Source organism: Pseudomonas sp. HK3 (assembly GCF_052920985.1).
The window spans coordinates 1,888,257-1,913,031 of the sequence record NZ_JBREXD010000001.1 but is presented as its reverse complement, the minus strand read 5'-3'; the positions used below and the strand labels follow the sequence as shown (position 1 = coordinate 1,913,031).

The 24,775-nt window shown below is 44.1% G+C and carries 20 protein-coding genes; 16 read left to right on the top strand and 4 right to left on the bottom strand.

Going from position 1 to position 24,775, the window contains the following annotated elements:
• Window positions 1–185: 185 nt before the first annotated feature.
• From ACU6U9_RS08960 to ACU6U9_RS08950, 3 genes are all read right to left on the bottom strand, one after another.
• On the bottom strand, window positions 186–2,912 hold the full coding sequence (locus ACU6U9_RS08960; protein WP_446734692.1) for a hypothetical protein: 2,727 nt from the start codon (window positions 2,910–2,912) through the stop codon (window positions 186–188).
• Window positions 2,913–2,943: 31 nt separating this feature from the next.
• The gene (locus ACU6U9_RS08955) at window positions 2,944–3,852 is read right to left on the bottom strand and encodes a DMT family transporter (protein ID WP_446734691.1); all 909 of its coding nucleotides are present in this window, start codon (window positions 3,850–3,852) and stop codon (window positions 2,944–2,946) included.
• A gap of 89 nt (window positions 3,853–3,941) precedes the next feature.
• Window positions 3,942–4,931, bottom strand: a complete 990-nt coding sequence (locus ACU6U9_RS08950) for a GGDEF domain-containing protein (protein WP_446734690.1) — start codon at window positions 4,929–4,931, stop codon at window positions 3,942–3,944.
• Between the two features lie 462 nt (window positions 4,932–5,393).
• Here ACU6U9_RS08950 and ACU6U9_RS08945 point away from each other — a divergent pair, with 462 nt between their 5' ends.
• The 4 genes from ACU6U9_RS08945 (at window position 5,394) to ACU6U9_RS08930 (ending at window position 8,508) form a co-directional block, all read left to right on the top strand.
• Window positions 5,394–6,167, top strand: a complete 774-nt coding sequence (locus ACU6U9_RS08945; protein WP_446734689.1) for an ABC transporter ATP-binding protein — start codon at window positions 5,394–5,396, stop codon at window positions 6,165–6,167.
• Between the two features lie 39 nt (window positions 6,168–6,206).
• The gene (locus ACU6U9_RS08940; protein ID WP_446734688.1) at window positions 6,207–6,956 is read left to right on the top strand and encodes a transporter substrate-binding domain-containing protein; all 750 of its coding nucleotides are present in this window, start codon (window positions 6,207–6,209) and stop codon (window positions 6,954–6,956) included.
• Window positions 6,957–7,084: 128 nt separating this feature from the next.
• A complete protein-coding gene (locus tag ACU6U9_RS08935) occupies window positions 7,085–7,792 on the top strand; it encodes an ABC transporter permease (RefSeq protein WP_446734687.1) in 708 nt (235 codons plus the stop codon).
• Window positions 7,792–8,508: an ABC transporter permease gene (locus ACU6U9_RS08930; protein WP_446735076.1), complete on the top strand. Its 717-nt coding sequence runs from the start codon at window positions 7,792–7,794 to the stop codon at window positions 8,506–8,508. The genes ACU6U9_RS08935 and ACU6U9_RS08930 overlap by 1 nt, the downstream gene beginning before the upstream one ends.
• A gap of 110 nt (window positions 8,509–8,618) precedes the next feature.
• On the opposite strand, the gene ACU6U9_RS08925 is transcribed toward ACU6U9_RS08930, so the two are convergent.
• Window positions 8,619–9,743 carry an aminotransferase class V-fold PLP-dependent enzyme gene (locus ACU6U9_RS08925; protein ID WP_446734686.1) on the bottom strand — a complete coding sequence of 375 codons (1,125 nt, stop codon included), beginning with the start codon at window positions 9,741–9,743 and terminating at the stop codon, window positions 8,619–8,621.
• 175 nt (window positions 9,744–9,918) lie between these two features.
• On the opposite strand from ACU6U9_RS08925, the gene ACU6U9_RS08920 reads away from it, so the two are divergent.
• From ACU6U9_RS08920 to ACU6U9_RS08865, 12 genes are all read left to right on the top strand, one after another.
• Complete coding sequence (locus ACU6U9_RS08920) at window positions 9,919–11,037, top strand: GGDEF domain-containing protein (protein ID WP_446734685.1); 1,119 nt, start codon at window positions 9,919–9,921, stop codon at window positions 11,035–11,037.
• Between the two features lie 87 nt (window positions 11,038–11,124).
• On the top strand, window positions 11,125–12,183 hold the full coding sequence (locus ACU6U9_RS08915) for an efflux RND transporter periplasmic adaptor subunit (RefSeq protein WP_446734684.1): 1,059 nt from the start codon (window positions 11,125–11,127) through the stop codon (window positions 12,181–12,183).
• Entirely contained in the window at window positions 12,180–14,603 is a 2,424-nt protein-coding gene (locus ACU6U9_RS08910) for an efflux RND transporter permease subunit (RefSeq protein ID WP_446734683.1), read from the top strand. Before ACU6U9_RS08915 ends, ACU6U9_RS08910 begins: the two co-directional genes overlap by 4 nt.
• On the top strand, window positions 14,542–15,282 hold the full coding sequence (locus ACU6U9_RS08905; protein WP_446735075.1) for an efflux RND transporter permease subunit: 741 nt from the start codon (window positions 14,542–14,544) through the stop codon (window positions 15,280–15,282). The genes ACU6U9_RS08910 and ACU6U9_RS08905 overlap by 62 nt, the downstream gene beginning before the upstream one ends.
• Before the next feature lie 95 nt (window positions 15,283–15,377).
• Window positions 15,378–15,722 (top strand): hypothetical protein, encoded by a 345-nt coding sequence (locus ACU6U9_RS08900; protein ID WP_446734682.1) that lies wholly within the window; start codon window positions 15,378–15,380, stop codon window positions 15,720–15,722.
• Between the two features lie 52 nt (window positions 15,723–15,774).
• Entirely contained in the window at window positions 15,775–16,071 is a 297-nt protein-coding gene (locus ACU6U9_RS08895) for a hypothetical protein (RefSeq protein ID WP_446734681.1), read from the top strand.
• Window positions 16,037–16,846: an efflux RND transporter periplasmic adaptor subunit gene (locus ACU6U9_RS08890; RefSeq protein WP_446734680.1), complete on the top strand. Its 810-nt coding sequence runs from the start codon at window positions 16,037–16,039 to the stop codon at window positions 16,844–16,846. The genes ACU6U9_RS08895 and ACU6U9_RS08890 overlap by 35 nt, the downstream gene beginning before the upstream one ends.
• A gap of 9 nt (window positions 16,847–16,855) precedes the next feature.
• Complete coding sequence (locus ACU6U9_RS08885) at window positions 16,856–19,987, top strand: efflux RND transporter permease subunit (RefSeq protein ID WP_446734679.1); 3,132 nt, start codon at window positions 16,856–16,858, stop codon at window positions 19,985–19,987.
• A 181-nt stretch (window positions 19,988–20,168) separates the two neighbouring features.
• On the top strand, window positions 20,169–21,995 hold the full coding sequence (locus ACU6U9_RS08880) for a monovalent cation:proton antiporter-2 (CPA2) family protein (protein ID WP_446734678.1): 1,827 nt from the start codon (window positions 20,169–20,171) through the stop codon (window positions 21,993–21,995).
• 125 nt (window positions 21,996–22,120) lie between these two features.
• Window positions 22,121–23,425 carry an NAD(P)/FAD-dependent oxidoreductase gene (locus ACU6U9_RS08875; protein WP_446734677.1) on the top strand — a complete coding sequence of 435 codons (1,305 nt, stop codon included), beginning with the start codon at window positions 22,121–22,123 and terminating at the stop codon, window positions 23,423–23,425.
• Window positions 23,426–23,672: 247 nt separating this feature from the next.
• Window positions 23,673–24,062: an MbcA/ParS/Xre antitoxin family protein gene (locus ACU6U9_RS08870; RefSeq protein ID WP_446734676.1), complete on the top strand. Its 390-nt coding sequence runs from the start codon at window positions 23,673–23,675 to the stop codon at window positions 24,060–24,062.
• A complete protein-coding gene (locus ACU6U9_RS08865) occupies window positions 24,059–24,751 on the top strand; it encodes an RES family NAD+ phosphorylase (protein WP_446734675.1) in 693 nt (230 codons plus the stop codon). Before ACU6U9_RS08870 ends, ACU6U9_RS08865 begins: the two co-directional genes overlap by 4 nt.
• Window positions 24,752–24,775 lie beyond the last annotated feature (24 nt).

Below are 24,775 nucleotides of genomic sequence, written 5' to 3'. Positions count from 1 at the left end.
CACATTCCCTTAATCAAAATATGTTGTGAAAACGGCCAATGAGAAAAAACCAGTACTCTCATATACTCCATTTGATTATTTGAATATAAAAGCCGACACCTGATAGTTGTGTGCATAAAAAAACGCTCAATATGAGCGTTTTTTTTGAATCACGTTATGATGCGTTTCTGAGACTTTTATACCACCTAAAGCGAGACCTCAAGCCCAAACGTAGTGCGGGTTTCATCGGTTATAACATCATTATCGTTATATACCGATTCAAGCACAAAGCGCACAGGAAGAATATTCATCAAGACAGAATCGAAGCTTAGTTTTACCGCCGTTTGATTGACTTCGATCGGTTTAAAGTTTGATGCTATATCAATATTATAATGACGATAAGCCAGAGTGACCGCTTCGCGTTGCAATGATAATGGAAACTTAAAATAATAATTAGAAAGATTAAAAACCTTTGAAACATTCACCTCTGCAAATTGAACACGCTGTGCATAAACATCACCTTTAAGCGAGGTAATAACAAATGCGCCAGGGTCTTTACCTAAAAAAGAAACCTCATCGTTCAGCTCAACACCACGTCGTTGACTCGGTGATGTATCCCCATCACTTTCAGAGTACTTAGCTTTAAAACCTGCGAAAAATTCATGGGCAAAGGACGTACTGACATTTAAAGCGCCACCGGTAATATGATCACCTCGATCTTCAGTGCCGTAAGCATTCAATGTAAACAACTCATTAAAATAAAAGCTGTGGCCAAATGCTTGTGTTCGGCTTAAACCAAGGTTAAGTGATAAGGGCTCTCTGTCGACGTTTTTATAATCTTGATAATATCCGGCATCCAGTGATGCATTCCAAAAACCAGACCTTAAAAAGGGCAGCTTTAAATCAACGGCCACGCCGTAATCACGAGTATTCAAGTTGGTATATTCTTCTAGGCCATCTTTGGCCACATAAAAACTTTCAAAACCATACAACAAAAAGTGTTCATTATTGCTGTAGCGTGCCCCTAGCAATATGCTTTGCTCTTTATCACGCTGCGCTCTTAAGGTTACTTCGTGATAAGTTAGCGGGTCTGCGAATACAACCGACACATCATAAACGGATTCATCGTCATCATTCTTGGTTAGCAATACATTGCTGGCGGTGTAATCGAGCGTATTGAAAAAACCATACGCTTCTTCATTCTCTAAATTTGCTTTTTTAACATCATCAAAATAACTTAACTGCGAATGAAGCGGGTGATCAGGGCTATCCCACATGAGTGTTACCACAAACGGAGGCTCTTCTTTTTCAACCAAGGGCGTTAGTGCATAGTAATAATCATCGGCTGAGATCGCCTCAATAAGTAATTGATTATTGCCCGCAAGCTTTGCAGAAACAATATTATCGCCATGATTAACCCGACTCACTTTATTATCTTTTACTTTATAAATAGAGCTGCCTAATGGGCTATTAGCAATAAAGTAAACCGCACCGCTTTCATCAATATCAGCCACGATGCTATAAAAACCCTCTAGGGTATACAGCGCGTCTTGGTCACGGTAAAGCGTTCGCTTTTTACCGTCTTGTTTGAAGTAGTAAAGATGATCATCTTTCACGATAACCGATGAGTTAACTGATTGGTAAAATTCGCCATCAATATATAATTGTGGGCTTACAAACGATGATGGCACATCAAAATAAACCGCTCGCCCATCATTCATATACCCTTGAATAATTTTCCCTTCAGTACCCGGTTTAATCATGCCTGCATCATCAAATAAACCTTGAGTAATATGCCATGGTGATGTTGCACGACCATTAACCGTATAAACGTCATTATCTTGTAAAAAGACGCGCCCATACGCCAGTGCTTTGCGTTCACTGCTAACTGATTGTGTTGCAATATTATATTGATGTAGCAATGGTGCCCTTACTCCCTCTGGTGCCGCTAAAAAAAGTACGTTACCTTGCTGAGTATTCATATCCGAATAATATTTAGAACGCCCCAATACCTCACCACCGGCTAAAACCATTGATTTAGCTGAGGCTTTGGTAGCGCTCACCCACTGATCAAATGTTGTATCAAAGTTTTGACCAAATGTTTTTTGTGTGGGTTTATTCACACTAAACGGAAAATACCAATTCTTAGAACGGTTCTTAAAATATTCATTGGTTTTATCTAAGCCATATTTTTCAGCAAGAAAGTATTGGTAGTGACCACCAAAAATATAATGCCCTTCACCATATGGAAAAGACAGCGACTGGTTATATAGTTTTTCTTTTTTTAAGTGACCTGCATTGGCTTGTACATTTGTCATAGCCCGATAACGACCACTATAAAGTCGCCCGCCACGGCCATGCCATGACTCATTAAGTACCGCATTCCCTTCTAAGATAAAACTGGATTCAAAAACATTAGGCGTCACCGCGGGGAAAAACGGCAAAAAGATACTCCCATTGCGAAACACACTATAAACCCCACGGGAAACAGGATTGTTTTTCGCATTGGTTTGATAGTTATGAGCCGTTTCATGCAGTAGCAGAGTGTCTAACCATGAACTTGACGAAAAGTAGTCTGGTATTTGCGCGCCGCCCATATAATTAATTTGACGATTCGTTGGGTATTGGGTGGAAAACCCATTCGCAATTTGATTATTTGAAGAGATCAAGCCGACAGACAAAGGGGTATCGAGCTGATAACCAAACGTTGCGTCATATAACGGCTGTAATTTTTTTTCCATGGCAGCAGCATGCTCTGCATGGGTTTTCGTTTCTTGCGTATAAATCAACCGTGTATTGGGTGATTCCTGCATAAAATATTGATCATCTTCAGCCACTACGGCTGAATTGGGGAAGACAATTTCTTGGGCCATGGCATTAAAAGAAATCGCGTTCAACGATAGTAACAACAAACAATTCAATGTTAATTTCACGCTTATTTCCTTAATAGATATCTATGTTCATTTAACCAGTAACGGCCGGTGGAATTTCTTTATTTACAATACTTTTTGGCTCACGGCTAAAATAGACACCGATGAATATCACTCCGATTGCCAACCATTGCACCATGACTAAACGCTCACCTAGGAATAACATCGAAAACAGTAATGCCATCACGGGTAATAAATTCACATAGGCCGCGGCTGTGGCTGTTTTAACAAATTTTAATGAGTAATTATAAAGCCCATATGCGCCTAACGTGACCACCAGCCCAAGATACACAATCATCCCCACGCTGGACAACGCCACCTGCTCTGGCCAATCAGACATAAGCGCTAAAGGAAAAAAGAATATCGCCCCCATAAAACTCTGCATCGCCGTCAACACAAATGCATTGTAGCGCTGCACTAAATGTTTAACGAGCAAGGTATACCCCACCGCGGTGACCATGGCCATTAACTCTAAAAAATTACCCAATAGAGCATTTGATGCTTGATCCGATTCTTCGGTGGTAAGGCTCATCCATAACACGCCACTGAGTGCGATTAAAAATCCAAACCATTGCTTTACTGTATTGCGCTCTTTAAATATAAAAAAAGCAGCAACCGCAACCATTAACGGCAATAGCGCAGTCACCATACCCGCTTGCCCTGCACTGGTGTATTGCAATGCCTTGGCCTCAAACAAAAAATATAAACAGGGTTCAAAAAACGCCATCCCCAGCAAATACTTCCAGTCGCCTGTTTGATATTGAATACGAGGACGCAGCCAGATGGCTAATACCAAAAATGCGATGGAACCCACCAGCATACGCAAGAAAACCACAATCATGGGTGGCATATCCGTCACGGCTATTTTTAAAGCAATAAAAGAGCTGCCCCATAAAATCATGGCAATCAGCAACGCAAAATGAGCTCGAAGCGTATTAGACATAAAAGAATCCAAATTAAAGTGCGCGATGAATGAAACAGGTTGCCATAGACTGACGAGGATTATACGGGGGAGTTTATTGTTTTGGTAACCTAAAAGAACTCAATATCATTGGCATTGCTTACCGATGGCTGTTTTTGATCTTCATACTCAATGCGATTACGACCTTTTGTTTTAGCTGAATATAATGCTGAGTCCGCATATTCTAATAAACTGCGCTGATCAACATTCGGGTTCACAAATGTATAGCCAATACTGACGGTAATTTTGCCAAATGGGAAGTCACACTGCTCAACTTCTTGCCTAAAACGCTCAAGCGCTTGCGACACGCCTTCTTTAGATACTCGGTTAATGATGACAAGGAACTCTTCACCGCCGAAACGAAACAGAAAATCGGTGTGACGAAACGTTTTTTCCATTAGACCAGCAAAGAGAATCAGCACTTCGTCACCATAAAGGTGACCAAAGGTATCATTAACCGACTTAAAATAATCAATATCTAAAAGGGCCACCCAAGAGCGCTTATCTTCACACGCAACCCCAGTGTTTTGATAATACTCAAATACTTGATTTAAAATCAGGTCCATAGTTTGTCGGTTATGCAGACATGTTAAGTTATCGCGTTCTTTTGAATCTAATAAAATAACCAGCCTTTCATATATTTGGAACAAGCCCTCCAGCTGCCTATAGTCTGCGGTATTTAATTCCCCTTTGATCAACACCACTCGCCTAGGCTTTACATTTTCAAGCACATCTAATGCAAGGTAGGCCGTATTTTGATCCTGTAGACGAATAATGCCACCTTTATTCTGTTGCATAACTTGGTCAATCAAATGGCTATATTCGTCTTGGACATTCTCATCAAGCGACAAAGGAAAGCGCCTGACTAGATATTCAATGTTTGCAGCTACACCATTAGTCGGCTTGCGCGTTAGGCTAAAAATTTCATATGAAGCGGCATCTTGCACCCCCTCAAATTCCATTAAAATACTAATAAACTGATGGGTAAGATCATGATAAGTCTTGTGCTCAAGCAACCTAACAGACAAAGAAAAGGCCTGATCTAACTCATCATTGCTCATAAAACCCCCAGCCACCGAATAACCGTTACAAGCAAACCGATCCGTTTACTCTTCATTTATAAGAATAGATACAAGATCCACTGACTGCCAAGCACTTACCAATAGGCCTTAACCACCCTGGCAAGTCTGTCCTGAACACCCCAAAATAATGCACATAGCGTAAATTGCACCAAAATGTGTCCTTATATTTTGCCTTTTTCTGTCTATTTAAGGGATCATGCCCTACCTTACGACCACTAATGGGTCGTTGATGTGCATTTCACTTCATCTAAAGCATTCAATTTAGTTTTGGTATAATATTTGCGATTGCACAGGCTGATTTAAACAGAAGTAGCTGATAAATAAGCATTTATACGGTTATGGAATGATCTTCTATAGCCACTCGTTATATTGCGTGCCCCCATCACCAATACCATTTGGTTATGAATGCATAAGCATTAAAGCAATACACAGGAGACCATCATGGGTCCACAAATCGCCCCTCTGATTGCCACCAATATTTATAAGCAATTTGGTGACAATGAAGTCCTTAAAGGGGTCTCTTTAGAAGCTAATAAAGGAGACGTTATCTCTGTTATTGGCTCTTCTGGCTCAGGTAAAAGCACCTTTTTGCGCTGCATCAATATGCTTGAAGTGCCAACCAAAGGGGATATTCAAGTACATGGCGAACAAGTGACGTTCAAACTTGATCGCAAGGGAGAGCGCGTACCGGCGGATAATCGCCAAGTAGAACGTATGCGCTCACAGCTCGCTATGGTGTTTCAAGGTTTCAACCTTTGGTCTCACATGACCGTACTTGAAAACATCATCGAAGCGCCAATTCAGGTATTAGGCATCAGTAAAGCCGAGGCCATTGAGCGTGCAACAGAGCACCTTAACCGCGTGGGTTTATATGAGCGTAAAGATTATTATCCGGCTCATATGTCAGGCGGTCAGCAGCAACGAGCCGCCATTGCCCGTGCGCTAGCTATGAACCCAGAAGTGATGTTATTTGATGAACCCACTTCTGCACTTGACCCTGAGTTAGTAGGTGAAGTGTTAAAGGTCATGCGCGAACTAGCAGAAGAAGGCCGCACCATGGTGGTGGTAACTCACGAAATGGCGTTTGCCAAAGACGTTTCCAACAAGGTAATGTTTCTGCACCAAGGAAAGATTGAAGAGTACGGCGATCCAAAAGAAGTATTCGAGCACCCGAAATCAGAGCGCTTTAAACAATTTATTTCCTCTGTTTATTAAAAATAACCAAACCAAAAACAAAAATCGTTGGAGTAACACATGAAAAAAACATTACTCGCTTTAGCTGGTGTATTAAGCCTAACGGCGCATGCTGAAATGGACAAAATCCGTGTAGCTGTTGATGCACCTTATCCACCGTTCGAATACAAATCACCGGACGGCACTTTAACGGGTTTCGAAGTGGACCTAGGTAACGCTGTGTGCCAAGAAATCACTAAAAAAGATTGTGATTGGGTCGTACAAGCTTGGGACGGTATTATCCCTGGTTTATTGGCCCGTAAATACGACATGATCTTTTCGTCAATGTCGGTAAACGAAGAACGTAAAGAAAAAGTATTGTTTTCTAAGCCTTATTATCAAGTACCATCTGCTTTCTTTGCTCCTGTTAAAGGCAAGTTTGACGCAGCCGAAACCAAAGGTAAGCGTATCGGAGCACAGCGTGCCACGGTTCAAGATAGCTACCTGACTCAAATGAAAAAAGACGCTGAGGTCGTACGTTACACCACAGCTGATGACATGGTCATTGATCTAGAGGGCGGCCGTCTAGATGCTATCTTCGTTGATGCGCCAGTTGGTGCTGATATGTTAAAAGGCAAAGCCAAGTTTGCTCAAGCAGGCGAAATGGTGACTCAACCCGTTAGCATTTTTGGTGAAGGGATTGCGGCTGCGTTCCGTAAGCGCGATAAAGAACTGGCTGAAAAAGTCACCGCTGCGCTAGATAAACTAAAAGCAAACGGTACTTATGACAAAATCATGAAAAAGTACTTTAGTTACAGCATTAAGGTATAATTGCTTCAACCCAAGAAATGCCCAAGCAGACTGACTGCTTGGGCATTTATTATTTGGAGGCGTACCATTTTTCGCTTTCTTTAAACCATTAAGTAAACGCTGATCCCAGATTTAAACGAGCAGAATTTATGTTGGATTTACACGGCTATGGCCCTAGCATTTTTAGCGGCGCCATTGTCACCATACAAGTCGCCTTCCTATCCGTATTCATTTCATTTGTATTGGGTTTAATAGGCGCTGTAGCAAAACAGTCAGGCGGGCCAGTTGCACGCTTCATAGCCACCACTTACACCACGGTTATTCGTGGCGTACCTGACCTTGTGCTGATGATGCTCATTTTCTTTGGTGGGCAAATTGCATTTAATAACTTTACCGAATGGCTGTATTACGCCAGCGATGAAAAAATTGATATCTTCATAAACATTAATGAATTTGTAGCCGGTGTATTAACCATTGGCTTTATTTTTGGCGCCTACATGACCGAAACCTTTCGCGGTGCTTTTTTGGCCGTCGACCAAGGTCAAATTGAAGCAGGCAAAGCTTACGGCATGAACAATTTACAAGTATTTAAACGCATTATGTTCCCACAGATGATGCGCCATGCCCTGCCTGGCTTAGGCAACAACTGGCAAGTGTTATTAAAAACCACTGCCCTTGTGAGTGTCATTGGTTTATCTGATATGGTGCGCTTAGCCACCGAGGCGGCAAAATCTACAGGGGAGCCATTTTTATTTCTGATCCCTGTGGCCGGTGTCTATCTTGCTTTAACCGCCTGTAGTGAATGGGGTTTTGCTGTGCTCAAGAAGCGTTATAACGCTGGCGTGGTGGAGGCTTAATCATGGATGCATTACTCGCTCTCATCGACGCTAACAAAATTTTCAACCTAACCACGCTTGCCCATTACTGGGATGGTTTTACCATGACCATTCAATTGGTCGCGTCGTCATTAATCATTGGTTTAATACTATCTGTGCCACTGGCCATTATGCGCACCAGTAAAAATCCATTGATCAATTTTCCCGTATGGTTATTCACCTATATATTTCGTGGTACACCGTTATTGATCCAACTGTATATGATTTATTACGGTGTCACGCTCATTCATGGTATTCAAGATTCCATTTTTTGGGTGATTTTCGAACGTGCATATTACCCATGCTTAATTGCGTTTGTATTAAATACCGCCGCTTATACAACCGAGATATTCCGCGGTGCAATTGAAGCCACACCAAAAGGGGAAATCGAAGCCGCCAAAGCCTATGGCATGAACTGGTTTAAGCGCATGACTCGCATCGTATTACCCAGTGCATTTCGTCGTGCAATACCGGCCTACAGTAATGAAGTCATGTGTATGCTGCACGCCAGCGCCATTGCCTCTACGGTAACTATTATCGACTTAACCGGTGCCGCTCGTGACATTTATGCGCGTTATTATGCACCGTTCGAAAGCTTCTTATTTGTAGCCGCCATTTATTTGTGTATCACGTTTACGATTATCTATTTGTTTAAAAAGATAGAAGAGCGCTTACTGGCACATTTACAACCACGATAGCGCTGACATAAATACACGGCGTATATTGCAGTGAAACCCTAGGTATAAAAAATTAGGCATAAAAAAAGCCCCAACACGTTCGTGATGGGGCTTTTTTATTGGCGAAACTATTACTGCATTTTATCCAATACAGCTTCTAAGTTAGCCACACTGCGATCAATGTTGTGCAGTTTATCTAAACCAAATAAACCAATGCGGAATGACTTAAAGCCCTCCCCTTCGTCACACATTAATGGCACGCCACCCGCGGCTTGCATACCAAGCGCTGCAAATTTTTTCGTATTTTGCATGTCGGCATCATCGGTGTAATTCACCACAACACCCGGTGCTTTAAAGCCTTCAGCTGAAACAGACTCGATACCACGCGCTTCTAACATGGCGCGTACTTTTTGCCCTAGCTCAATTTGTTCTGCTTTTACTTTTGCAAACCCATATTCTTTGGTTTCTAACATAGTATCGCGGAACTGTAGCAGCGCATCGGTCGGCATCGTTGCATGATAAGCATGACCGCCGTTTTCATAAGCCTGCATAATTTGATGCCACTTTTTAAGGTCGCATGCAAAGCTGTTACTGGTGCTGGCTTCTAATACGCTTAAAGCGCGGTCATTTAACATAACCAATGCCGCACAAGGTGACGCGCTCCAGCCTTTTTGCGGCGCGCTAATTAACACATCTACGCCAGTGGCTTTCATATCAACCCATACAGTACCGGATGCAATGCAGTCTAAAACAAACAAAGCGCCCACTTCATGAGCGGCTGCGGCCACTTGCTGAATGTAATCGTCCGGTAAAATCATACCCGATGAGGTTTCAACGTGAGGGGCAAATACCATCTCAGGTTTTTCTGCTTTAATTGTGGCAACGACGTCTTCAATCGGTGCTGGTGCAAACGGTGCGGTATCGCTGTTTGTTGCACGGCGAGCTTTTAGCACGATCTCTTCGCTTGGCAGAGATGCCATCTCAAAAATTTGCGTCCAACGATAGCTAAACCAACCATTGCGCAGTACTAAGCATTTCTTGTTTTGGGCAAATTGGCGAGCAACCGCCTCCATCCCATACGTGCCGCCACCCGGTACTACGGCCACGCCATCCGCGTTGTAGACTTCTTTTAACGTGCTAGAGATATCACGCATAGCCCCTTGGAAGGTTTGGGACATGTGGTTTAACGAGCGATCAGTAAACACCACTGAATATTCTAATAGTCCATCTGGGTCTACTGTATTTAATAACGCCATGTTGGCTCCTAACTAGGTAAAATCAGGGGTATTTAAGAAGAAAGTACCGAAAGAGTAAAGGAGCAATCGCCGACAACGCTTAATTTTTCACGATTTACTGAAAACCTCATCGTAGTTTCCCCACCATGATCTAGAATTAAGAGGTTATTACCCTGTCGATATAAACAAGGTGGTCATGAGCACCCATCAGCAAACTCGCGAAGCGAACCTGCTTTATATTAAAAAGTTTAATCAACAGCACCGTCACAATGCACGATTAATCTGCGTGGCTACGTTGTTTTTGCTGTTGCTGTTTGCGCTTTGGGACTTAAGTAGTCTAGGGCTTGATCATCCTGAGGTTTACCCGCTTTTATTCATCCGCTTTACAGCATCATTACCCATGTGTCTGTTTGTTTTCATATACAGCTATCAGCCAACCTTAACCTTGCGATTAGACAGGCTCATCGCCGCGCTCTTCTTGATCACAAGCGTAACCATTATTAGTGTGCATTATATATACCTAGAGTTAGGCACCTTACTGACACTTGATAGCATCATACTTTGTTTAGTTGCCATCTATTTTTTACCTAATATTTTTTACACCCAAAAGTTATTCATCGGCGCAGCCATATTATTTAGCTATTACATAGTTTTGATCATCGAAAAACAGTCCGTCGGCCAATTCATACACAGCGGCATTTACATTATAAGCATTAATATCGCAGGCCTGATTCACAGCCACAGCTTTGATAAACAACGAAGGGACAACTTTGAGCACCATCAATTTTTAAAAGCCATGGCCAATACCGATCAATTAACAGGTGTTGGTAATCGACATAAATTCGATGAGCAATTCAGCGAACTTCTTGAACAAGCCAAAAAAGAGAATAAAGGCATTGCCATCGCCATTGCCGATATCGACTTTTTTAAGCAATACAATGATCACTATGGCCACCTGGCCGGTGATGAGTGTTTAATTCAAGTGGCGCAAGCGTTACTGACCATGAAGCGCCACCCGCTCGACAGCTGCATTCGTTTTGGCGGCGAAGAATTTATCCTCATTAAATACGATATCAACTCAGATGCGTGCTTAGCTTGGGGTGAAAAAATTAAGAACACAATTTATGAGCTTAATATTCCGCACGCCAATTCAAGTATTGATAATCGCATCACCATTAGTGCCGGTGTTATTCACTGGCATCCAACCTCTGCTTTTACCCGTACACAATTAATGAAGTTAGCCGATGATGCTCTGTATAAAGCAAAAGCTAGCGGACGAAACAAAGTAGACGTGCACTTTAGCCAAGTTGATTAGTCTCAAAATAAAATCTTAGATGAAACTAATTATCATTCTTGGCATCATAGTGCTCCGTTCATATTCCAATAAATTTAGGATTACCCAATGCTGCGCAAGCTTGCTTATGGCTCTCTTATCATCATCGTAGCCGCCGTTCTTTGGCGCTACTACACGGATAGCCAATCAAATCCGCGTCCGCGTGGCGATACGCAAGTGGTGTTATTTGAGGTCAAAGAAAGCAATATAACCGAATCTCTTGAAGCACTGGGCAGCGCACGCGCCGCCGAGTCTGTGATTTTAACCGCCAGTGTCACCGAAAAAGTCAGTAAAATTGCTTTCGAGCAAGGACAGTCGGTTAAAAAAGGACAAACTCTATTAACCCTCGCCAACGACGAGGAATTAGCACAACTGAATGTGGCTCAAATCGAATTAGCCGATCAACAGCGTGAATACAAACGTATTGAAAACCTTGTTAAACAAAAATCCGTATCCGCCTCTGAACTAGACCGCCTGCAATCATCCATCGATACCGCTCACGCGCGCATTGCCCAAGTTCAAGCCACGTTAAAAGACCGCGTTATTAAAGCGCCATTTGATGGCTTACTGGGTTTACGCAATGTCAGTGTGGGTACCTTGCTTAAGCCAGGCGATGAAATCACCACCTTAGATTCCGTCATCAACTTACAAATGGATTTTGATCTCGCTGAAATATACCTACCGCGAATCAAAGTGGGCCAAAGCATTAATGCGTTTAGTGTCGCCTACCCTGAGCGCACGTTTAAAGGTGAAATTGTCACCTTGGACTCCCGTGTGAACTCTGATACTCGCAGCATAAAAGTACGCGCTAACATTGAAAATAAAGAAGCCCTATTACGCCCAGGCATGTTACTGACGCTGGATCTAATTGACCAACAACGCACCACTAAAATGTTGCCAGAAGAAGCGGTGTTTATGCGCGCCAACAAACACTTAGTTTATAAAGTAAACCCTGACATGACCGTCACTGAACACGCCATTGAAATTGGCATTCGCCAGCATGGCAAGGTCGAAGTATTAAGTGGCTTAGAGGTAGGTGACAAAATTGTGTTACAGGGATTATTAAAAGTGAAACCCGGTAGCAAGGTCATCGAACAAACTGAAGAATGGCGCAAGGGTGACGTATGATCATTACCGATCTTTCTGTTAAGCGCCCCGTTTTAGCCTCGGTTATTAGCTTATTGATTTTAGCCTTTGGCTTATTAGCATTTGATAAGCTACCACTGCGAGAATATCCCGATATTGATGCGCCTGTTGTCAGTATTAGCACCAATTACACAGGTGCAGCCGCGGCCATTGTTGAGCAACGCATTACTCAAGTTTTGGAAGATCGCATTTCTGGTATCGAAGGTATTAAAAATATTATTTCATCCAGCGAAGACGGCCGCTCGGATATCTCCATCGAGTTTAATGTCAGTCGTGATATCGATGCCGCCGCCAATGATGTACGTGACCGCGTTTCTCGTGTTTTAAATAACCTACCCGACGATGCCGAACCGCCAGAGGTGACCAAAGCCGGTGCCGATGATGACACCATCATGTGGTTCAACCTTGTGAGCGATCGCATGGGCTTATTAGAGCTCACCGATTATGCCAACCGTTATTTAATTGATCGCTTTAGCGTCATTGATGGCGTGGCCCGTGTACGAGTAGGCGGCGGTTTAGACTATGCATTAAGAGTCTGGATCGACCGCAAAGCGCTCGCCGCTCGTAAACTCACCATTAGCGATATTGAAGATGCACTTCGTCGTGAAAACATTGAACTGCCCGCTGGCAGTATCGAATCAGAACAACGCCAATTCACCGTACGCTTAGAGCGCGCGTATCCAACCCCTGAGCAAGTCGGCCAATTAGTAATTCGCGCTAATACCGATTACCCCGTGCGCTTAAAAGATGTGGCACGCGTTGAGCTTGCCGCAGAAGAACATCGTAAATCCTTCCGTGGTAATGGCATTCCCATGGTGGGCGTTGGCATCACCAAGCAAAGCACAGCCAACACCTTAGATGTGGCCCGTAAAGCACGCGCACTGCTGGATAAAATAAACCCAGAACTACCAGAAGGCATGGAATTACTGCGCAGTTATGACAGCTCGGTGTTCATCGAGAAATCCATCGAAGAGGTCTATCAAACCCTATTTATTGCCATGGCGTTAGTCATCTTAGTGATTTATGTTTTCTTGGGAAATATACGTGCGACCTTGATCCCTGCCATCACTGTGCCTGTGTCACTCATGGGCACCTTTGTTATTTTATACATGCTTGGCTTTACCATTAACTTGTTAACGCTATTAGCATTGATTCTGGCCATTGGTATGGTGGTGGATGATGCCATCGTGATGTTGGAAAACATTCATCGTCGTATTGACCAAGGGGAACCCCCATTGGTGGCGGCATACCTTGGTGCCCGCCAAGTGTCATTTGCCATATTAGCGACCACGGCTGTGTTAATTTCAGTGTTTTTACCCATCATCTTTTTAGAAGGTGACCTAGGTAAACTCTTTACTGAATTTGCCATCGCCATGTCGGCCGCCGTTGGTTTTTCATCACTGGTCGCATTGTCACTGTCGCCTATGATGTGTTCGCGTTTATTGCACGCCAATGAAAAACCCAATGTTCTCACGCAAAAAACAGACAAACTGTTAGATAAACTGCGCGAACAATATAAAGACTATTTATCCCACGCATTAAACGCGCCCAAGCGAACACTCATTCTGTTAGCACTGGCGTTGTTAAGCTGTGCTTGGCTGTTTAATAACATTCCAACCGAATTCACCCCCAAAGAAGACCGCGGCGCGTTTTTCGTTTTAGTCTCGGCACCTGAGGGCTCAAGTTATGATTATTCAAAAGCCTATATGGATGAAATTGAAACACGCTTAATGCCATTAGTGGACGAAGGCATCGTGAACCGGTTATTGGTGCGCACGCCGCGCAGTTTTGGTTCAACCTCTGATTATTCGGGTGGCTTTGTCATTGTTGTACTCAACGACTGGAGTGAGCGACCACCCGCCACAGAGGTCATTGGCCGCATTAACAAAAGCTTAAGTGACTTAGCAGGCGTGCGGGCATTTGCCATCATGCGTCAAGCCTTAGGTGGCGGCCTTGGCAAACCGGTTCAATTTGTGATTGGTGGCAGCAATTATGAGCAGCTCGCACAATGGCGCGACATCATGCTGAAAAAAGCAGCCGAAAACCCAAAACTGATTGGCCTTGATCACGACTACAAAGAAACCAAGCCACAAGTATTAATTAACATTGATACACAGCGCGCGGCGGATTTAGGCGTGAGCGCCGAAGAAATCGGCAACACCTTAGCGGCCTTACAAGGCTCTCGTCGTGTCACTACCTTTTTAGATCGTGGTGAAGAATACGATGTCATTTTAGAAGGTGAGCGTGACTTACAAAATACCCCGCTGGATATGAAAAACATTTATGTGCGCAGTCGTTATAACGATGCACTCATTCCGTTGGCAAATTTGGTAACGATCTCTGAACCGCGCCGACGCCAACACACTCAATCGTTACAACCGTATTCGGGCCATCACACTTGAAGCCAACCTTGCCGACGGTTACACCTTGGGTGAGGCATTAGATTACTTAAATGATTTGGCTAAAACACATTTACCTGCCGAAGCGGTTATTAGCTACAAAGGTCAATCACAAGACTTAGAAAGCAGTGGCCAATCCATTTACTTTATCTTTGCATTGGCCTTGGTCGTTGTGTTCTTAGTATTGGCAGCACAGTTTGAAAGTTATATTCACCCATTGGTGATCATGCTGACGGTGCCCATGGCCATGATCGGCGCTTTAGCGGGTTTATATATATTCGGCCAATCGCTGAACATTTATTCCCAAATCGGCTTAATCATGCTGGTGGGACTCACCGCTAAAAACGGGATCTTAATTGTTGAATTTTGTAACCAATTACGCGATGAAGGCATCGAGTTTGAACACGCCATTATTGAAGCGGCCACCATTCGCTTGCGCCCCATTTTAATGACGGCCATCACCACAGCATTTGGTGCCGTGCCCTTGATATTGTCCTTTGGTGCTGGGGCTGAAACCCGTACCGTCATTGGGATTGTAGTACTCACTGGCATACTGGCTTCAACGGTATTTACACTGGTTATTGTGCCCGTCATGTATCGTTTATTAGCCCGTAACACCCAGTCACCATTGGCAATGGAGACGGAACTTAATCGACAGCTCGACGCTCATAACAAAGATTAACCAACAAAGTGTGATGCTATGCCCCACAAAACAGCTGAAATTCAGCGGTTTGTGGGCTAACATCACACACTTAATACAGACTCGTGTGACACCTTATGTTTAAAACCGGTATCCAATGGCTAATGATTATATTGATTGCAACGCAATCGGTATGGTCTATGGCGGATGCCCACAGCACACATCAGTCAGGCATTGAACATTTAGAGTTTGAGCATCAGCACGATACTGATCACGCCGATAAAAAGGCGCCGGACAACCGCCACAATCAAACAGAATTCGACTGTCATCATTGCTGTCATTGCCATGGTGCCCATTCTAGTTTTATTACTTCGTTTTACTCTTCATCTTCGTTATTTGGGCAAAGCCCACAGCATTCTTTTGCTAACCATTTAGTGCTAACTAAGCAGCCTGCGGTTTTATTCCGCCCTCCTAGAACCTAACGTTTTCTCAATATTATTTTATTTTTTAATATCGAATTCGATAGGACATACCATGTTTGCCTTTTTATACCCAAATTTTATGCCCCGCATTTTGCGAGCGGCACTATTAGCCATAAGCTTAAGTTTATTGCCAAGCATCACTTACGCCAGTGGCGATCATGATCACGACCACGAAGACGTCCCTCCAGCACATGAAGAAAAAGAGCATGAGGAAGACGAGCATGAGCACGAAGAACGTGCCCATGGTGAAGATGATCACGATGAAAGTGACCATGAAGACCATAATCATGACTCTGTTAAAAAAGAAGACAGCCATGATCACGGTCCATGCAGAAAGCGTCACCATTGACGATACCACAGCAAAACATTCAAACATCGTAACCGCCCAAGCAACGTCAGGAGAGATCGCTCAAACCCAGCGCGTGTTTGGTAAGGTGGTCAATGATGCCAGCCAGATCAGCCACATCGGCGCACGTTTTGATGGCACCATCATTCAAGTCAATGTGAGTGTTGGCGACAATGTTAAAAAAGGAGCCAAGCTTGCCCGAATTGAATCCAACCAGAGCTTACACCCTTATTATGTAACCGCACCGTTTGATGGCAAAATCATCGGACGTCACGCCAACCCAGGGGAACTCACTCAAGACCAACCTCTTTTTACACTCTTTAATGACGATATTTTATGGGCTGAATTTAAAGTTTTCCCCAATCAAATGCGCCTCATTAAAAAGAACCAGCGTGTCATTATCGACAACGAAGTTTTTAGCATTGCTCATATTATTCCAAACACCACCAATGCACCTTACGAGCTGGCTCGCGTACGGTTAGATAATCATGAGCATGGTTGGCGCGCTGGCGTCACATTAAAAGCCGATGTGATCACACAAACCAAAAGCGTTAACGTGCGTATTCCTAATCGTGCTATGCAACAGGTTGAGGGCAAAACCGTTGTCTTCACCAAACAAGGCCATGAATATATCGCATCCCCCGTGACGCTTGGTTTACAAGACTCACAATTTAGTGAGGTCATAAGTGGCTTAAATGCAGGTGATGCGTTTGTTGTTGATAATAGTTATTTAATCAAAGCTGACTTTGAAAAAGCCGGCGCAGAACACGTTCACTAGGAGAGAAACATGATCGAATCGATTTTACGTTTCTCCATAGAGCGACGCGTACTTATGATGATGCTTGCCGTGTTCATTGCGGTCACAGGTATTTATCACTACCAAAAACTGCCCATTGATGCCGTGCCCGATATCACCAATGTGCAAGTACAAATTAACACACAGGCACAAGGCTATTCGCCGTTAGAAGTCGAACAGCGCATAACCTTTAACGTTGAAACCGCTTTTGCAGGCTTACCTAAATTAGCCTATAGCCGTTCACTTTCACGTTATGGTTTGTCGCAAGTCACCTTAGTATTTGAAGAAGGCACCGATATTTATTTTGCCCGTAACTTAATCGATCAGCGTTTAAGTTCGGTGAATCAACAATTGCCAAACGGCATCGAAGCCACTATGGGACCAATCGCCACTGGCTTGGGTGAGATTTTTATGTACAGCATTCAGGCCGAAAAAAGTGCCGTACAAAAAGATGGCTCACCCTACGACATTACCGCTTTGCGTGAAATTCAAGACTGGATTATTAAACCTCAACTAGCACTGGTCAAAGGCATCATCGAGGTTAACGCCATTGGTGGCTATGCAAAACAATATCACGTCACCCCATGGCCAGAAAAAATGCTCAGCTTACAAATGAGCATGGCTGACATTCATAATGCCTTAATCAACAGCAACCAAAACCAAGGGGCCGGTTTCATTGAAACCAACGGCCAGCAATTATTGGTGCGCATTCCCGGACAACTGCAAACCACTCAAGACATTGGCAATGTGATTATTAAAACATTTGATGCAAGCCCAGTGTTTATTCGGGATGTGGCGGATATTGCAATCGGTAAAGAATTACGCACAGGTGCGGCAACTCAAAATGGGCAAGAAACGGTTATCGCCACCGCCATGATGTTAGCCGGCGAAAACTCACGGGAGGTCGCTATTAATGCCACCAAACGTTTAAGTGACATTCAAACAAGCTTACCCAAAGGTGTAACATTGGATGTGGTTTATAACCGCACAACATTGGTTGAAAAAGCCATATCAACCGTGCAAAAAAACCTCATCGAAGGCGCCTTATTGGTCATCGCAGTTTTATTTTTATTACTGGGTAATATTCGCGCGGCATTGATTACCGCCGCGGTGATCCCACTTGCCATGCTTGGTACCATTACCGGCATGGTACGCACTGGCGTGTCGGCTAATTTAATGAGTTTAGGCGCACTGGATTTTGGTTTGATCGTCGATGGTGCCGTCATCATTGTTGAGAATGCCACTCGCCGATTGTCGCAAGCACAATCTCAATTTAAACAGGGCAACCAAAATTTAAGTAAAAAAGAACGTTTAAGCATCGTATTTGATGCCACCAACGAAGTCATTCGCCCAAGCTTATTTGGTGTGTTAATTATTACCCTTGTATACATCCCGTTATTTTCATTAACCGGTGTTGAGGGAAAAATGTTTCACCCTATGGCCGCCACCGTTGTCATGGCATTACTCATTGCATTGGTTTTATCTCTGACCTTAGTTCCCGCCATGGTGGCGCTGTTTATGACTGGCCCTATTAATGAAAAAGAAAGCGTGGTCATTGTAAAAAGCAAACAAGGCTACAAAAAAGCATTGCAATGGGCGTTAGACTTTCCGCGTTTAGTGATTACCGCGGCGATGTCCTTGGTGTTTTTCTGTGTGTATCTTTCTACAACGCTGGGTTCGGAATTTATACCACAGCTAAAAGAAGGCGATATCGCCTTGCACGCCATGCGCACACCCGGCACAGGTATCGAGCAAGCGGTTGCGATGCAAACCCAGCTTGAAACAGAGATCCTTAAAATCGATGAAGTGAAAACCGTGTTCTCAAAAATCGGCACCGCTGAAGTCGCGACCGACCCTATGCCGCCTAACGTGGCGGATACCTTTGTGATGTTAAAACCGCAAAATGAGTGGCCAAATCAAACCCTAACGCAAAATGATGTGAGCGAAAAAATTCAACAAGCCATTGCCCACTTGCCGGGGAATAATTATGAATTTACTCAACCTATTCAAATGCGCTTTAACGAACTTATTTCAGGCGTGCGATCTGATTTAGCCATAAAAATTTATGGAGACGATTTGGATGTGCTACTGCAACAAGCACAAGTGGTATTAGCACACATTCAAACCTTACCCGGTGCAGCGGATACGCGCATCGAACAAGTCAGCGGTTTACCCATGCTGAGTATTATGCCTGATAAACAAGCATTGGCCGAATACGGTTTAAATTTAACGGACATTCAAACCATATTAGCCACCGCTATTTCAGGTGAACAAGCGGGTTTGATTTTCGAAGGGGATAGACGCTTTGATATCGTCATGCGCTTACCTGAAATATTACGCAACGATGTGAACGAATTAAATGCGTTGCCAATTATTTTGGCCAACGGCGAATACGTGCCACTTAACCAAGTGGCTAAAATTGAACTCAGCCCGCAGCCCAATCAAATTAGCCGCGAACAAGGCAAACGCCGCATTATTGTAAGCAGCAATATTCGTGGAGTGGATCTTGGCTCGTTTGTGCAAAGTGCCAAACAAACCATTTCTCAAAATGTGGATATGCCCGCCGGTTATTGGTTGGAATACGCTGGCACATTTGAACAATTACAATCCGCAAGCAAGCGCTTAAGCATTGTGGTGCCATTGACCTTGTTATTGATTTTAGGGTTGCTCATCATGGCGTTTAACTCGGTAAAAGATGCATTGATTATTTTCAGCGCCATTCCCTTCGCGTTAACCGGCGGCATTCTTGCACTGTGGATAACCGGCATGCCGTTATCTATTTCTGCGGCGGTGGGCTTTATCGCATTAAGCGGTATCGCCGTATTGAACGGTTTAGTGATGTTGTCGTTCATCCGCCAGCGCTTTTTAGAATTAGGCAATCTTGCTCTCGCTATTATGGAAGGCGCCGTGATTCGTTTACGCCCCGTACTCATGACCGCATTAGTGGCAAGCTTAGGGTTTGTGCCCATGGCATTAAATACCGGCACAGGAGCCGAAGTGCAGCGACCATTGGCCACGGTGGTTATTGGCGGGATTATTTCATCCACGTTATTAACGTTATTTGTGCTGCCTATTTTGTATGGGTGGGTGCATGGGAAAGCAAATAAGAAAAAAGAAATTTAAGAAAGGATGAACCTGTAGGTCGGGCACTGCCCGACTCAATTCTTAATGGTGGGCAGTGCCCACCCTACAACTGCGTACAGTAATCATCCAATTCATTTTCTAACTCATTTATAAAGAATCTCTAAAGGATTTAATATTTTTTCGCTACACTCAATCTATTCATACGATTTAAGGCTAAGCCATGCTTACCAGTGCTCTCATCTATTTATTTGCCGCTGTTTTATCCGTCCCCATTGCTAAACGCTTAGGCTTGGGCTCTGTACTGGGCTACTTAATCGCCGGTGTGCTCATTGGCCCGTTTGTATTTCACTTAGTAGGCGATCAAACCGAGGTGATGCACTTTGCCGAGTTTGGTGTGGTGATGATGCTGTTTTTGGTCGGGCTAGAATTGCGTCCATCGCGCTTATGGCAAATGCGCCGCCCTATTTTGGGCTTGGGTGGTTTGCAGGTGATTCTCACCGCTGCCATGATCAGCGCCCTTGTGATGTTAGCCAGCGACTTTGTGTGGCAAGTCAGTCTGGCCATTGGTTTAACCTTGGCGCTATCGTCTACTGCAATCGTCTTGCAGTCACTGACGGAGCGCGGCTTATTAAAAACCCAAGCCGGTGCCAATAGTTTTTCCGTTTTGTTATTTCAAGATATTGCCGTGATTCCTATTCTGGCGTTATTGCCATTGCTCGCTATTGACGAGGTGATAAACACAAGCGATGTGCACGACAGCCTGATTAGCCATTTACCCATTTGGGTACAAGTGGTCATCTCCAGTGCCACTATTTTAGCGATTATTTTGGGCGGTAAATATTTAGCCGCACCCTTCTTTCGGTTTATTGCCGAAACCCGCATGCGTGAAGTGTTCACCGCCTTTGCTTTATTAATTGTGGTGGCCATTACCGTGCTCATGCAGGCCATTGGTTTATCCCCCGCATTGGGCTCATTTTTAGCGGGCGTAGTATTAGCCGATAACGAATTTCGCCATGAACTCGAAGTGGATATCGAACCGTTTAAAGGTTTGCTGCTCGGCCTGTTTTTTATCACGGTGGGTGCCAGCATCGATTTCCAATTGTTGTTTGATGAGCCGCTATTCATCGGGCTTTCGGTCGTTGCATTAATACTCATCAAAATTATTGTATTGGCGGGCGTGGCGGCTATTTCAAGTATGAGCCGATCACAAGGCATGCTGTTTACCCTGGCGCTTGCTCAAGGAGGGGAGTTTGCGTTTGTACTGGCCAGCAGCGCGCGCCAATTTAATGTATTCGACGACGCCCTTGTTAATATGATTACGGTTGTAGTGGCGCTTTCTATGTTGATCTCACCATTATTGTTAGTGGCCTATGAAATTTACTTTAGCCGCACAGGCCAGCAAGCCAAGCCTGAAGACGATACCAACATCGACAGTGCCGAACATGTGATCTTAGCGGGCTATGGCCGCTTTGGGCAGATCATCGGCCGACTGCTCATTGCACAAGGTTATAACCTGACCATTCTGGATCACAGCCCAGGACAGGTGGATTTAGTCCGTCGTTTTGGCAACAAGGTTTATTACGGTGATGCTGCCCGCAGTGAGTTACTCGAAGCCGCTGGCGCAAATGACGCCAAGCTCTTGGTGATCGCAGTAGATGAGGCAGACAAAACCTTAGACATAATTGCCACGGCACAAAAGCACTTTCCCCACTTAAAAATATTGGCACGCGCCATCGACCGCAGCCATGCCTATGCCATTATGCAAACCAAGATTGATGGCCTGCGCCGTGAAACATTTGATTCCGCTTTGCACCTAGGCGTCGATGCCTTGCAGCTGCTGGGCACAACCCCAGAAGACGCCCAGCGTGCTGGCCAGTTATTTGAAGAACACGATGAAGCCAACATGCGCAAATTAGCCGAGGTCTGGGGCGACGATAAAGAATACGGCATTGCCGTACAAAAAGGCTTAAAAGAGCTGACTCAAGTTTTACAAGACGATGCCCAAGACAAGGCGCAAACAAACGTACAAACCAAAGACGCCCACTAACGCCCCGACATGATTCGGTTAAACAAGGGTATTGAGCAAAAATCAATACCCACTAGACCCGATAGCCAGCACACGCTATCTGCACCAGAATGACCACAGAACTCTCAGGATGCAAAAGGTCGAACATGACAGCACAAAGATGTCCGGCGTATTACAGCGCTACCATTAACCAAGACAGCGATTACCCAGAACTCGAAGGCGACATCCGTGTGGATGTGGCCATTGTAGGTGGCGGCTTTACGGGCATTAATACCGCGCTTGAATTAGCTGAACGCGGTCTAAAAGTGGCGGTTATAGAAGCTAAAAAAGTGGCTTGGGGGGCCACTGGCCGTAACGGTGGCCAAGTGACTGGTAGCCTGTCTGGTGATGAAGCCATGCGCAAACAAATGCGTAAAACCTTAGGCAATGATGTAGACGACTTCATTTGGCATTTGCGTTTTCATGGCCACGACATCATCAAAAAACGCATTCAAAAATACGGCATCGACTGCGACCTAAAGTTTGGCCACTTACACACAGCATACAAACCAAGCCACTTACCAGAGCTACGTGCTAACTACCAAGAATGTTTAGACCACGGTATGGAAGACCACGTTGAATTTGTTGAACGTGAACAAATAAACGAATTTTTAGAAACCGACATTTATCACGGCGGTATCTACAACAACAAAAACATGCACCTGCATAGCTTAAATTTATGTTTAGGCGAAGCACGTGCAGCACAATCACTGGGCGCCTTCATTTTTGAAAACAGCGAAGTCATCGACATCGACCACGGTGACAATAAAGCAGGCAAGCCCGCTAAAGTATTCACCCAAAAAGGCTGCGTAACCGCCAATACGGTCATGCTTGCCGGCAACGCCTATCACAGATTAGAGCGCCTAAAAATGAGCGGAAAGATTTTCCCTGCTGCTGGCGGCCTAGTGGTCACAGAACCCTTAGGTGATGACGTAGCCAACCTTATCAACCCAAAAGACGTCGCCGTGTATGACTGCCGCTTTGTATTAGATTACTACCGCTTAACCGCCGATAAACGCTTGTTATTTGGTGGCGGCGCGAATTATTCTGGCCGTGAAAGCCGCAACATAGAAGCCGAGCTGCGCCCTGCCATTGAAAAAACCTTTCCGCGTTTAAAGGGCGTCAAAGTCGACTTCCAATGGTCTGGCATGATGGGCGTCGTGGTGAACCGTATTCCGCAATTAGGCAAACTGTCTGACAACGTATTTTATGCACAGGGCTATTCAGGGCATGGCATTGCACTGACCCATATTGTCAGTGAAATTATGGCCAATGCCATCACCGGCCAAATGAAAGACTACGACACCTTTGCTAACTGCAAACATATTCGACTGCCCGGCAGCGAGTGGATTGGTAATCAGTTTTTAGCCTTAGGCATGTGGTATTACTTAATGTTAGAAAAGCTAAGATAACCGCCCCCATCACTTGATGCTCGAATACATCACCTGTAGCGAAAGGCATACCGATTAAAGCGGTATGCCCTGCCACCCCTCTTCACCATAAAAATAATCCATAAAATCAACTACTTACCTAAATTAATGATTCTTTAGCCTCTTTTCTTATTATTAATTCCAATAACACCATTTATACATATATGAATAAATTACTTGATTAACTACATATATAGATTAACCTACCAATGTCAGTAGGAGGTGAAATATGACAGCCATTAGTCAGCCAGAACTTAAAGCCGATTCAGGTTTTACTGGGCAAGTCGCCTTAAAAGGTTTTTTTAAAATCACCAATGACTGGGGACTAAGTAACCAACAGCAGCGTCGGTTGTTAGGCAATATCCCAGAGCAAACTTTTTATAAATATAAAAAGTTACCATCCGTAAAATTAAACCATGATTTGTTAGAGCGTATCTCCTATGTAATGGGCATTCGTAAATCCCTTATGATTATGTTTCCCAGTAAAGAACAAGCCGATGCGTGGATACAAAAAAGCAATCGTGACTTCGGCAACAAAAGCGCGTTAGACGCCATCCTCGCTGGCTCTATCGTTGACTTAGCCCGAGTCAGAAAATATTTGGATGCCTATCGCGGATGATTCACAAATACACAAAACCAACAAGGAAGTGGTTTCGGTTAGTCCTATCAAAATTCCCCCCTATTAATGTTTTTGAAGACTGTTACGATTCACACGAAGAATTTGAAGCCGCGTTTGCCATCGAAGCCATGACCAATGATCGCTTACGCCACGAAGCCGGAAACCTGCATATTGTCCCCAAAGAAGACTGGATAACAGGCATCGGCTCAACCCCCATAATGGCCTCATTTACCCACCTAGGTAATACATCGCGATTTACGAACGGCCAATTATACGGTGTTTATTACGCCGCCGATGATATCGAAACCGCCATCAAAGAAACCATGTATCACAATGCACAATTCTTAAGTGCCACCAACGAAGGTGATACCGAGCTGACCATGCGCAGCTATGTTACAACCGTTAAAAAACCATTAGTGGATGTCACCGCCGATGAATTTAACCACCTGCATGACAAAACCAATTATCAACCCTCACAAGCCTTTGCCGAATCGTTACGCCAACAAGATGAATGGGGGCTGCTCTATAACAGTGTTCGTAATCAAGGCCATAAAAACATTGCCATATTAAGGCCGCCTGCCCTCACCCATTGCCAACAAGGTGGACATTATCGATATCAATGGTCTGGCATTAAACAAGCGTTTACTGGTTACTTTGAGATAAGTAACATTAAAATAATTCATCCATAAAAATAAAATATCAACAACATTAAG

Coding starts and splice junctions, on each gene's coding strand:
- ACU6U9_RS08955 (WP_446734691.1), bottom strand. CDS start 3,852: ATGTCTAATACGCTTCGAGCTCATTTTGCGTTGCTGATTGCCATGATT.
- ACU6U9_RS08950 (WP_446734690.1), bottom strand. CDS start 4,931: ATGAGCAATGATGAGTTAGATCAGGCCTTTTCTTTGTCTGTTAGGTTG.
- ACU6U9_RS08945 (WP_446734689.1), top strand. CDS start 5,394: ATGGGTCCACAAATCGCCCCTCTGATTGCCACCAATATTTATAAGCAA.
- ACU6U9_RS08940 (WP_446734688.1), top strand. CDS start 6,207: ATGAAAAAAACATTACTCGCTTTAGCTGGTGTATTAAGCCTAACGGCG.
- ACU6U9_RS08935 (WP_446734687.1), top strand. CDS start 7,085: ATGTTGGATTTACACGGCTATGGCCCTAGCATTTTTAGCGGCGCCATT.
- ACU6U9_RS08925 (WP_446734686.1), bottom strand. CDS start 9,743: ATGGCGTTATTAAATACAGTAGACCCAGATGGACTATTAGAATATTCA.
- ACU6U9_RS08920 (WP_446734685.1), top strand. CDS start 9,919: ATGAGCACCCATCAGCAAACTCGCGAAGCGAACCTGCTTTATATTAAA.
- ACU6U9_RS08915 (WP_446734684.1), top strand. CDS start 11,125: ATGCTGCGCAAGCTTGCTTATGGCTCTCTTATCATCATCGTAGCCGCC.
- ACU6U9_RS08910 (WP_446734683.1), top strand. CDS start 12,180: ATGATCATTACCGATCTTTCTGTTAAGCGCCCCGTTTTAGCCTCGGTT.
- ACU6U9_RS08900 (WP_446734682.1), top strand. CDS start 15,378: ATGTTTAAAACCGGTATCCAATGGCTAATGATTATATTGATTGCAACG.
- ACU6U9_RS08895 (WP_446734681.1), top strand. CDS start 15,775: ATGTTTGCCTTTTTATACCCAAATTTTATGCCCCGCATTTTGCGAGCG.
- ACU6U9_RS08890 (WP_446734680.1), top strand. CDS start 16,037: ATGATCACGGTCCATGCAGAAAGCGTCACCATTGACGATACCACAGCA.
- ACU6U9_RS08885 (WP_446734679.1), top strand. CDS start 16,856: ATGATCGAATCGATTTTACGTTTCTCCATAGAGCGACGCGTACTTATG.
- ACU6U9_RS08880 (WP_446734678.1), top strand. CDS start 20,169: ATGCTTACCAGTGCTCTCATCTATTTATTTGCCGCTGTTTTATCCGTC.
- ACU6U9_RS08875 (WP_446734677.1), top strand. CDS start 22,121: ATGACAGCACAAAGATGTCCGGCGTATTACAGCGCTACCATTAACCAA.
- ACU6U9_RS08870 (WP_446734676.1), top strand. CDS start 23,673: ATGACAGCCATTAGTCAGCCAGAACTTAAAGCCGATTCAGGTTTTACT.
- ACU6U9_RS08865 (WP_446734675.1), top strand. CDS start 24,059: ATGATTCACAAATACACAAAACCAACAAGGAAGTGGTTTCGGTTAGTC.